Source organism: Dyella sp. 01N36 (assembly GCF_056399745.1).
In genome coordinates this window covers 1-10,948 of the sequence record NZ_JBFTRY010000122.1, presented here as the reverse complement: position 1 = coordinate 10,948, position 10,948 = coordinate 1, and the positions used below count along the sequence as shown (strand labels likewise).

Genomic DNA, 10,948 nt, shown 5'->3' with positions numbered 1-10,948 from the left:
TGTGCCGCTCCGTAGGCTTGTCGCGCACAGGGTGCGCTCCCACAGTTTTTTCTCCCTCTCCCTTTTGGGGAGAGCTCTGGGGTGAGGGGGGCTCGTGGCGGCGTTGCAATCGAAGCCGTTTATCAGGCTTGGGCTTTTGCCGATATTTTCTGGTCTTGACCACAATTTGCCCTGCGCTCCACCCCCATGCGTGGCAGACTTGCTGCATCGCCACATGCGTCCCTTTCCATGCCTGTCGCTCCGATCGTGTTGCCTCCTTTGCCACGCCTGCCTGCGGCGGTGCCGCGTTCGGGTGTGTCGGCGGATGCGCGGCGGGCGCTGCGGCAGCTGCTGGGTGATGTGGATCGCGCGCTGGCGACGGCGTTTCGCGATGGTGCGGATGCGGCGGCGCTGGCCCAGCGGCGCGGGGAGTCGGTGCAGCGGATCGTGGTGCATGTGTGGTCGGCCTGCCTCGGCGACGTGAGCGATGCTGCGTTGTTTGCGGTTGGCGGGTTTGGCCGCGGCTTGCTGTTTCCGCATTCGGACGTCGATCTGCTGGCGCTGGTCGGGCCGTCCGAACCGGCACGACTGCGCGCGCTGGAGCAGTGCTTCGCTACCCTGTGGGACATCGGCCTGAAAGTAGGTCACGCGGTGCGCGATCTGCCGCAATGCCGCGTACTTGCCCGGCAAGACGCCAGCGTGTTCACCAGCCTGCTCGATGCGCGCCGGCTGGTCGGTGATCCCTCGATGGAGGAAGGGCTCAAGGCGATCGTCAACGATCCTGCCTTGTGGCCGCCGGCCGAGTATCTCGCGGTGCGCCTGGCCGAGCGCGATGCACGCCACGCGCGCTACAACGACACGGCGTACAACCTGGAACCCAATCTGAAGGATGGCCCCGGTGGCTTGCGCACGCTCGATGCGTTGCGCTGGCTGGGTCGTCGTCTTGCGCATGCGGACGACTTCGACGACATGGTTGAAGAAGGCCTGCTCGATCCCGCTGAAAAAGACACGCTGGAACAATCCGAGGCCACGCTGCGTCGCTATCGCTACGCCCTGCATCTGGAAGCGGGGCGCGCCGAGGAACGCCTGCTGTTCGACTATCAGCGTGCCTTGGCGGCGCGGCTGGGTTTCCAGGACGAGCACGAGAAGAACCTCGGCGTTGAACAGTTCATGCAGGGCTACTACCGCGCCGCCAGTCAGGTGGAGCGGCTGGGCGTGCAGATCGCCGAGCGCTTCGAAGAAATGCTCGAGCCGCTCGCGCCACCGCAACCGGTAGGCGAGGATTTCGTGCGCTACGGCAAGCGACTTGCCGTGCGCGATCCGGACCTGTTCATGCGTCGGCCGGCAGCGCTGGTCGATGCATTCATCGCGCGATTGGGCGAGCCGGGCATCACCGGCTTCACCGCCGACACCATGCGCCGCATGCATCAGGCATCGGCCGCGCTGGATCGCGAGCTCGCCGACGATCCGGAGGTGCTGGCAGCGTTCCTGCGCCTGCTGCGCCTGGGTGCGCCGGCGGTCGAGGCGATGTGGCGGATGAATCGCCATGGTCTGCTGGCGGCGATTCTTCCGGCCTTTGGCAAAGTCTTTGGCCGCATGCAGTACGACCTGTTCCACGTCTACACCGTCGACGAACACACGCTGCGCGTGCTGCGCAATATGGCGCGCTTTGCCGACGCGGATGCGGCGAACGATTTTCCCATCGYCTGCAAGATCTGGCCGGGTTTGCCCAAGCCGGAACTGATGCTGCTTGCAGGGCTGTTTCACGACATCGCCAAGGGGCGCGGTGGCGATCATTCGGTGCTTGGCGAAGAGGAAGCGCTGGCCTTTGGTCGACGACTGGGTTTGCCGGAGGACGATACGCAGCTGATTGCATGGCTGGTGCGCTGGCATCTGCTGATGAGCACGACGGCGCAGCGGCAGGACATCACCGATCCCGATGTCGTGCAGCGTTTCGCCGAGACCGTCGACACGCCCGAACGGCTGGATTACCTCTACCTGCTGACCATCGCCGACATCATCGGCACCAGTCCCAAATTGTGGAACGGCTGGAAGGATCGCCTGCTGGCGGACCTCTATACGTCCACGCGCTACGTGCTGCGCAGCGAGGACGAATTGCCCTCCGATGCCGCCGCGCGCGTACGCCACTGCAGCGAGCAGGCCTTGGCGCTGCTGGAGCAGGAAGGCTTTACGGCCGACGCGTGCCAGCGCGTGTGGCGCGGCTTTCCGGAATCGAGTTTCCTGCGCCACCGGCCCGAACAGATTGCCTGGCAGACCTCGGCGATCCTGCGCGCCAAGGGCGCAACGCCGCTGGTCGAGGTGCATCCGAAATCCGTGCGTGGCACCACCGAGTTGTTCGTTTACGTACCCGATCGCGATGGCTTGTTTGCCGCCGTCACGGCCATGCTCGATCGCCTGCATCTATCCGTGATGGAGGCGCGCATTCTCAGCTCGCCCACCGGCATGGCGCTGGATACCTTCCTGTTGCTCGAAGCGGATACGCAGCAGCCGGCCACGCCGGAGCGTGCCGACGAGCTCAAGCAGMGCCTGCATCGCGCCTTGTCGCAGCCGGGTCATGTGCACCAGCCGTCGCGCCGCAGCATGTCGCGGCACCTGAAGCATTTCCAGGCGGCGCCGAAGATTGCCTTCAGCACCGTCAACGGCCGCACACGCCTGGCCCTGGTGTGCAGCGATCGCCCCGGCCTGCTCGCGGCGGTGGCGCAGGGCATGATGGATGCCGGTGTGCGCGTGCACGACGCGCGCATTGCCACCTTCGGCGAGCGCGTGGAGGATTTTTTCCTTATCACCGACCGTCACGACGCGCCCTTGAGCATCGAGTTGCAGGATCGATTGCTGCATGCCTTGCTCGAACGGCTGGGGCCCGCCAAGGAAAAACGCGCCTGAGGCGGCGACGTGGCATCGACTCGCGGCGCACGCCTTTTCTTGTCAGAATCGCTTGTCCCTTGCGGCACCTTGCGTTGCCGCTCACTCCCGACCCCTTTGCCGTGACTGCCATGCAACCTATTGAAACCCTGATCAACGACGCCTTCGAACGCCGCAACGAACTGACCCAGGCCGAGATCGACACCCATCTGCGTCCCGCCGTGGRGCAGGTCATCGACCTGCTGGAAGCGGGCGAGCGCCGCGTCGCCGAGCCCGATGGCCATGGCGGCTGGACGGTCAATCAGTGGATCAAGAAAGGCGTGCTGCTGTATTTCCGCATCAACGGCAATCGTGTGGTCGATGGTGGCCCGGCCATGGCGTTCGACAAGGTGCCGCTGCGCTTTGCCCATGGCAACGATCAGGAGCTGGAAGGGCTGGGTGCGCGCGTCGTGCCTGGCGCATTGGTGCGCCGTGGCGCGCATGTGGCGAAGGACGCCGTGCTGATGCCCAGCTACGTGAATATCGGCGCCTATGTCGGCGCCGGCAGCATGGTCGACACCTGGGCCACGGTCGGTTCGTGTGCGCAGATTGGCGCCGGCGTGCATCTATCCGGCGGCGTGGGCATCGGTGGCGTGCTGGAACCACTGCAGGCCAACCCGACCATCATCGAAGACAACTGCTTCATTGGTGCGCGTTCGGAAGTGGTCGAAGGCGTGATCGTGGAGAAGGGCAGCGTGATCGGCATGGGCGTGTTCCTCGGCCAGTCCACGCGCATCTACAACCGCGCCACCGGTGAAGTGAGCTACGGCCGCGTGCCGGCCGGCAGCGTGGTGGTGGCAGGCAGCCTGCCGGCGAAGGATGGTTCGCACAGCTTGTACGCCGCCATCATCGTCAAGCAGGTGGACGAGAAGACGCGCAGCAAGACCGGCATCAACGAGCTGCTGCGGAGCGCCGAATGAGCGTGACCCTGTATGGCCTGAGCACCTGCGATACYTGCCGCAAGGCGCGCAACTGGCTCGATCGCTTCGAGGTGGCATACACCTTCGTCGATTACCGCGCCCATCCGGTGCCGGCGGCCACGCTCAAAAGCTGGGCGCAGCAGCTCGGCGGCTGGGAGAAACTGGTGAACAAGTCGTCCACCACCTGGCGCACGCTGCTGCCGCAGCGCAAGAATCCGGGCAGCGATCCGGAGTGGACGCTGCTGCTCAAGGAATATCCCGCGCTTGTGCGCCGTCCGGTGGTGCTGCAGGAAGACGGTTCGGTCAGCCTGGGCTTCACCGACAACGGCTTCAAGAAACTGTTCGGGCGCTGAGGTCGCGATCGCCATGGTGGTGCGCCTGTCACGGATCCTGCTGCTCGCCGCCATCGCGCCCTGGCTCAGCCTGGTGGCGTTCGGCAACCTCACCGACTACGGGAGCAATTGGCCGTTCGTGCAGCACGTGCTGGCGATGGACACGATCTTCCCAGGCGCGGGCATCCATTACCGCGCCATCACCTCGCCGCTGCTGCAGCACCTTGCCTACGGCCTGATCATCGCCACGGAAACGCTGGCCGCCGTGCTGTGCTGGCTGGGCGTGTGGCGGCTGTGGCGTACGCGCGCGGCGCCGGCTGTGGTATTCCATCGCGCCAAGCGTATGAGTGTGCTCGGCCTCACCATCGGCATCATGTTGTGGCTGGGCGGCTTCATCGCCGTGGGCGGCGAATGGTTCGGCATGTGGATGTCCACGCAGTGGAATGGACTGGAGAGCGCGTTCCGCTTCGTGGCGGTGTTGCTGGTGGCGCTGGTCTATCTGGGGCAGCGCGATGGCGAGCTCGACGAATGAGTCACATGGAGGCGGCATGACAGCCCGTCGCGCACGGCACTACCGCAGCAATCTTCGGATCGAGCGTGACAATGCGGCGCTGTATGAGCATCTGTCCGAGCTAGCCTCCGACCAGCGTCTGCGGCGGGCCTATCGGCGGATTGCCGACGGCGAACGAGCCAACGCAACGTTTTGGGAAGAACAGCTCAAACACATGGGCGTCGAAGTGCCGCCGGTGCGGCTCGGCGTTCGCGTCAAGGTGCTGACCTGGTTTGCGCGACGCTTCGGCACCGAGTTTGTGATGCCCACGGTGGTACGGCTCGAACACGCCGATCACCTGCCGACTCCGGTCGACCGCGAAGGACACCGCGACCATTTCCTTGAGCCACACACACCGTCGATGCGCAGCGGCCGTCATCGCACGCAAAGCGGAAACACTTTGCGCGCGGCCGTGCTGGGCGCGAACGATGGACTCGTTTCCAACGGCAGTCTGGTGATGGGCATGGCGGGCGCAGCCGCCGGCAACCACGCGATCCTGCTCGCCGGTTTCGCCGGGCTGGTGGCCGGTGCATGCTCGATGGCGCTGGGCGAATGGCTGTCGGTCAACAGTTCGCGCGAGTTCTATCAGGCGCAGATCGCGGCGCGCGCCGAGCGTCTCGCCGTATCGCCGGAAGACGGCAAGCGCAGCCTCGCCAGCATCTATCGCCAGAAGGGCATGGACGCGAAAACGGCCGACGAATTGGCCGAACAGATCGCCGAGCGTCCGCGCAATGCGCTCGATACTCTGGTGCGCGAAGACCTCGGCATCGATCCGGACGAACTGGGTGGCTCGGCATACGGCGCAGCCATTTCCTCGTTCTGCCTGTTCGCCCTGGGTGCGCTGTTTCCGGTGGCACCCTACCTGTTTCTGAAAGACCATACGGCCTTCGTCGCCAGCATCGCCTCGACCATCGTGGGGCTGGTGCTGATCGGCATGGGCACGGCGCTGTTCACCGGGCGGAGCATGGTGTTTTCCATTGCCAGGCAGTTTGGTATCACGTTGGCGGCCGCCGGCATCACCTATGTGGTAGGTCATGCCTTGGGAACGGTGTTGGCGGGCTAATTGGCACAGTAGCTCACGGTTTGCATGATTTGAGGCAAAGCATGTCCAAGGTTCTCGATTTAGCCGTTGATCTCATCCGCCGCCCTTCGGTGACGCCGCACGATGCCGGCTGCCAGGCAGTGATCGGCGAACGCCTGGAGGCTGCAGGCTTCCAGGTGCAGCACCTGCGCTTTGGCGAAGTCGACAATCTGTGGGCTACGCATGGCAAGGGCGGTCCGCTGCTGATGTTCCTGGGCCACACCGATGTGGTGCCTACCGGGCCGGTCGAGGGATGGGCGAGCGATCCGTTTGAGCCGGCGATACGCGATGGCCTTCTATACGGCCGTGGCGCGGCGGATATGAAAGGTTCGGTGGCGGCGATGGTGGTGGCGCTGGAAGCCTTCGTGGCCTCGCATCCCGCTCACAGCGGTCGAGTTGGTTTGCTGTTGACCAGCGACGAGGAAGGGCCGACCAATCTCGACGGCGTGCGTCGCGTGGCCGAGCATTTTCGTGCCACGGGCGAGCGCGTCGACTGGTGCGTGGTGGGTGAGCCGTCGTCGAAAGAGCAGCTCGGCGACCTGATACGCGTGGGGCGCCGCGGTTCGCTTTCCGGCACGCTGGTCGTGTGTGGCATCCAGGGGCATGTGGCTTACCCGGAGAAGGCGCGCAATCCCATCCATGCGTTTGCTCCCGCACTGGCAGCACTGGCGGCGGAGCGTTGGGACGAAGGCAACCGGGACTTCCCACCTACTTCGTTCCAGGTATCCAACCTCAATGCGGGTACGGGCGCCAACAACGTGATCCCCGGCACGCTCACGGCCTTGATCAACTTCCGCTACAGCACAGCCAGTCGCGCCGCGGATCTGCGCACGCGCACCGAAGCCATCCTCGACAAGCACGGCGTGGATTGGCAGATCGAATGGTCGCTGTCGGGCGAACCGTTTCTCACGCCGCCGGGCGGCGCGGTGCGCGATGCGGTGATTTCGGTATGCCGTGAGTTGTGCGGCATCGCACCGGAAGAGAGCACAGGCGGCGGTACCTCCGATGGCCGCTTCATTGCGCCGCTGGGCGCCGAAGTAGTGGAGCTGGGGCCGGTGAACGCCACCATTCACAAGGTGGACGAATGCGTGTCGGTGGCTGATCTGGAGAAGCTGCCGTCGCTTTACGAGGCGATTTGCGCACGCCTCTTGCGTTGACGCTGGCTTCCAGCATGGCGCATTGAAAAAGCCGCCCTGAGGCGGCTTTTTCGCGTTTAAGACTTGGTGGGCACCAGTGTCAGCGTGTGCTGGTCAGGCCCCGGCAGCAACGGTGTCGGCCGACCGTTGACCCAATCCTCCTCGCCTGCACCGTGATACGGCGACAGCGGGTTGTCGCTCTGGCCGCCGGGCATGTGGAGGATGCTCTGCGCTTCATGGCCGGGCATGGCATCGAGACGCTCGGAGGCGCCAAAGCCGGGCGAGACGACCCGCGGCATATTGTGATCGCCAGCCACGGGCTCGTCGGGCATGTCCAGGTAGCGGCCGAGGAAGTCGGGCAGGGCGCGCGACAGCGGATGGCGGATGGCCGTTCGGTTGTATTCGCCCCAGGTGCGCGCCGCCAGGCCGCCGGGCTGCTTGCCAAGCTCGTCGGCCACGTCGTGCGCAGCGGCGTTGAGCAGGGCGTTCCAGTTGTCGTAGGCCGGATCGAGCAGGTTGGCGGGACGGTCGCGCAGCAGGGTCCACACGGCTGCCTCGGTGTCGACCAGACCGGGCCAGGCGAAGTCCTCGTGCCTGGCCTTCACCTGGGCGACGAACGGCGCCAGCACTTTTTCCTTCACCTTGTCGCGGAACGCGCGCACCAGGCGATAGTCGACGCTGTCCGTCGCGGCGCGGCCCGCCCAGCTGGCCGTGAGCTGGCGCAGCTGTTCCAGCCCGGGGTCATGCGTGCCCGCCAGCGTGTCCTGCAGCAGGCGCTGCCAGCGCGTGAGCAGCACGGCGCGGTTGTCCAGTTGCACATCGAGCATATTGCCCGGGGTGAAGCTGTTGCGCGCACGCAGGTCGTCGCGGATCTGCTGCGCACGCGCGCCCAGGTCGTGGCCGCCGTTGCCGAGCAGTTCGAGTTCGGCGCCGTCGACGGTGCGGTTGTTGGCCGTCCACAAACGGCCATCGGCGGGATCTTCAACGCGCGGATACTGCGAGGCCTCGGCACATCCCAGCCAGCCCGTATCGGCGGTCGACCAGTCGGCGGGCAGCTGCGCGTCGTAGCCCTTGCGCAGCGGAATGCAGGTGCCGGTGACGGTCCAGCCGATATGGCCGGCACTGTCGCCCACCAGCAGGTTCTGCGGCGGCATGCCCATGCCGGGGGCGAGATCGAGCGCGGCATGCGCACTGTCGACGTGCTCCAGCTGCATCACGCCCAGGTTGTAGCCGCGCGGACGATCGCCGATCCAGGCCAGCGCCAGCGGCGTGCCGTCGATGTCCTTGCCCATGACCGGACCCCAGCGCGTCGCTTCCACTTTCAGCGTCTGGTCGGGCGCGTCCTTGATGTGGATGACTTCGTCGTGGGTTTCGAGCGCGGCCCAGCCTTCGGGCACCTTGTAGCGCGAGGCGTCGTTGGGATCGCGCTGCACGCGTACCCAGTCCGCCCAGTCGCCGTAGCTGTTGGTGAAGCCCCAGGCCACCTGGCCGTTCGAGCCGACCACCAGTGCAGGCGTACCCGGCAGCGACACGCCGTTGGCATCGCGCTGGCCGCCCGGCGCCGTGGCATCGGGATAGCGCAGGCGCACGCGGTACCAGATATTGGGCACGCGCAGCGTCAGATGCATGTCGTTTGCCACGATGGCGGCGCCCGATTCGGTGAGGCTGCCTGCGACGGCGAAGTTGTTGCTGCCCGGTCGCGCGGCATCCAGCGCGGGGAGCAAGGCGGCGGTCAGAGCCGTCTTGTCGCCGGTGGTGGACGGTGCGGCTTTGCGCAGGTCGAACACGTCCGCGCCGGGAATCACCGGCGGATGCGAGAGGTCACCCTGCAATGGTGCTTCCCAATCCGGATCGGGCGAGAGCAGGAAATCGGCTACTGGCGCGGGCAAGGCATCACGCAGCTCGGCCATGTGCAATTCGCGATCGTTGCGGCCGTCGCCATTGAGATCCAGATACATCGCGGCAATCACCAGAAAGCTGTCCTCTGGGCGCCAAGCCTGCGGCTTCGCGTTGAGCAGCAGGTATTCCCACGGCTTGACGTGCAGGTGCGCGAGGCCGGCGTTCACGCCGGCGGCATACAGATCCAGCGTGCGCTTCTGCTCGGGCGGCAACGCGGCATAGGCGGCCTGCGCCACGCTGCGCAGGCGATGGCGACGATGATTGAGGTCGGTATCGAGCGCCTTGGCGCCCACCAGTTCCGACAGCTCGCCTGCGGGCAGGCGACGCATCAGATCCATGGCGAAAAACCGCTCCTGTCCGTGCACATAGCCCATGGCATAGGTGACGTCGTCACGACTCTTGCCTTGCAGCGTAGTGGTGCCGAGCGCATCGCGCGTGATGGCCACGGCATCGCTCAAGCCGTTGATCTGCACCTCCCCGTCGAGTTGCGCGCGGCTGCCTGCCAGCAGGAACCAGGCGGCGATGAAGACGCCCAGTACCAGCACCAACAAGGTGCCAAGCAGGTAACGGAGCCAGCGGAAACGGCGGGGTTGATTCATGGCGCGAGTGACTCGATGCGTTGGAAGAAAACCGCCAGCGTGCGCGGTCAGGGCGTGGTTGACGAGAACACCGCGAAAATGCCGGCATACGGCTTCACCATGAACGTGGGCGCGCCGGCATAGCCTTCACCTTCCACGTAAAACTGCGAAATGGTGCCGTCCAGGTAAAGCGCATCGCGGCAGCCGAGTTCTTCCTTGAACAGCCGCGCGAAGGTATGGAAATTCACCGGCGCCTCGCTCACCGCAAACACCACGTGGTGCGGCGTTTTTGCGCACACGCCGCTACGCCACTTGAGGCTGTTGGAGTCGTCGATGAACTGCTCGTTGAGCTTGCCGTCGATCACCAGCATGGGGCCGGACTGGCTGGCCCATTGCGCGGGCTTGCCGGCCGCCTTGAACGCCGCGCTGGTCTGCACGGCGGCGTGGCCGTCGGCATAGATGGCGAACACGCCATTGGGCAGCAACGAGAAATTGCCCGATGCCGGGTTGCCGTGCGCGAGGTTCAACGGCACGGCGGTCTTGCCGTTCTCCACATACAGGCCCAGTGGCGCAAACTGGCGGTCGTAGATGCCGGCGTTGGCGGCAAACAGCATGCGGCGGCTGTGCGTCATGCCCCATTGGCGCAGCGCGTTGATGGTGCCGAACGGCTCGCCGCTTTCCGGGTCCTTCCAGTGCAGGCTCAGCGATTCGCGTTTAAGGTCGATACTGACCACGCGGAAGTTCTGGTTGTCGAACACCGTCTCCCTGCTGGCCACGGCCTGCGCCTGGCGATCGCAGCCGGCCACCAGCGCCAGTGCCAGCAGCAGCCAGCACAGTGAGGGGCGCAGACGGGATGACGGACGGCCTGGAGCGGTGGACATGTCCTGATGGTCGCCGCCCGGGCCGGGCCGGCGCAAGCCCATGCAGATGCATCGGCAGAAATTTTGTCGCAGCGATTGCCTGACGGGTGGGCGACTGCCCGTACGAATCGAGCAGCGGCAACGGGTGCGTGACTATACTGGCCGCTTTCCTCCCCAGCACTGCAGCGTACCGATGCCCTACACCCCCATCGTGGCGACCCTCGGCTATGTGTTGTCGCCGGATCGTCGGCAAGTCCTGATGATTCACCGCAATTCGCGCCCGGACGACATGCACCTGGGCAAGTACAACGGCCTGGGCGGCAAGATGGAGCCGGGCGAAGACATTGCTGCCTGCATGCACCGCGAAATCCTCGAAGAGGCCGGCATCACCTGTGAGTCGATGTCGCTGCGCGGCACGCTCAATTGGCCGGGCTTTGGCAAGCAGGGTGAGGATTGGCTGGGCTTTATCTTCATCATCGATGGATTCAGCGGCACACCGCTGACTTCCAATCCGGAAGGGACGCTGGAGTGGGTGGCGGTAGATCGGTTGATGGAACTGCCGATGTGGGAGGGGGATCGCCATTTCCTGCCGCTGGTGTTTGACGAGGATCCTCGGCCGTTTCATGGGGTGATGCCGTACAAGGATTGACGAGGATCCTCGGCCGTTTCATGGGGTGATGCCGTACAAGGA

9 protein-coding genes are annotated in these 10,948 nt (G+C 65.4%); 7 read left to right on the top strand and 2 right to left on the bottom strand.

The features are described from left to right. Positions 1 to 228: 228 nt before the first annotated feature. The 6 genes from glnD to dapE all read left to right on the top strand — a co-directional run bounded on the left by glnD (position 229) and on the right by dapE (position 6,941). A complete protein-coding gene (gene glnD / locus AC1DMG_RS15860; RefSeq protein ID WP_477180744.1) occupies positions 229 to 2,883 on the top strand; it encodes a [protein-PII] uridylyltransferase in 2,655 nt (884 codons plus the stop codon). Positions 2,884 to 2,993: 110 nt separating this feature from the next. After that, the gene (gene dapD, locus AC1DMG_RS15855) at positions 2,994 to 3,821 is read left to right on the top strand and encodes a 2,3,4,5-tetrahydropyridine-2,6-dicarboxylate N-succinyltransferase (RefSeq protein WP_477180743.1); all 828 of its coding nucleotides are present in this window, start codon (positions 2,994 to 2,996) and stop codon (positions 3,819 to 3,821) included. Continuing rightward, complete coding sequence (locus AC1DMG_RS15850; RefSeq protein WP_477176702.1) at positions 3,818 to 4,174, top strand: Spx/MgsR family RNA polymerase-binding regulatory protein; 357 nt, start codon at positions 3,818 to 3,820, stop codon at positions 4,172 to 4,174. The genes dapD and AC1DMG_RS15850 overlap by 4 nt, the downstream gene beginning before the upstream one ends. A gap of 13 nt (positions 4,175 to 4,187) precedes the next feature. Then, positions 4,188 to 4,685 carry a DUF2165 family protein gene (locus AC1DMG_RS15845; RefSeq protein ID WP_477176701.1) on the top strand — a complete coding sequence of 166 codons (498 nt, stop codon included), beginning with the start codon at positions 4,188 to 4,190 and terminating at the stop codon, positions 4,683 to 4,685. Positions 4,686 to 4,701: 16 nt separating this feature from the next. Next, a complete protein-coding gene (locus AC1DMG_RS15840) occupies positions 4,702 to 5,766 on the top strand; it encodes a VIT1/CCC1 transporter family protein (RefSeq protein ID WP_477176700.1) in 1,065 nt (354 codons plus the stop codon). Positions 5,767 to 5,807: 41 nt separating this feature from the next. Further along, positions 5,808 to 6,941: a succinyl-diaminopimelate desuccinylase gene (dapE, locus tag AC1DMG_RS15835; protein ID WP_477176699.1), complete on the top strand. Its 1,134-nt coding sequence runs from the start codon at positions 5,808 to 5,810 to the stop codon at positions 6,939 to 6,941. A gap of 56 nt (positions 6,942 to 6,997) precedes the next feature. Here the strand turns inward: dapE and AC1DMG_RS15830 are convergent, their stop codons facing one another. Together AC1DMG_RS15830 and AC1DMG_RS15825 are read right to left on the bottom strand one after the other, a co-directional pair. Further along, entirely contained in the window at positions 6,998 to 9,418 is a 2,421-nt protein-coding gene (locus tag AC1DMG_RS15830) for a penicillin acylase family protein (protein WP_477176698.1), read from the bottom strand. Positions 9,419 to 9,465: 47 nt separating this feature from the next. Beyond that, on the bottom strand, positions 9,466 to 10,278 hold the full coding sequence (locus AC1DMG_RS15825; RefSeq protein WP_477176697.1) for a phosphodiester glycosidase family protein: 813 nt from the start codon (positions 10,276 to 10,278) through the stop codon (positions 9,466 to 9,468). Positions 10,279 to 10,450: 172 nt separating this feature from the next. Between AC1DMG_RS15825 and AC1DMG_RS15820 the strand changes: the two genes are divergently transcribed. Next, positions 10,451 to 10,906, top strand: a complete 456-nt coding sequence (locus AC1DMG_RS15820; RefSeq protein ID WP_477180745.1) for an NUDIX hydrolase — start codon at positions 10,451 to 10,453, stop codon at positions 10,904 to 10,906. Positions 10,907 to 10,948 lie beyond the last annotated feature (42 nt).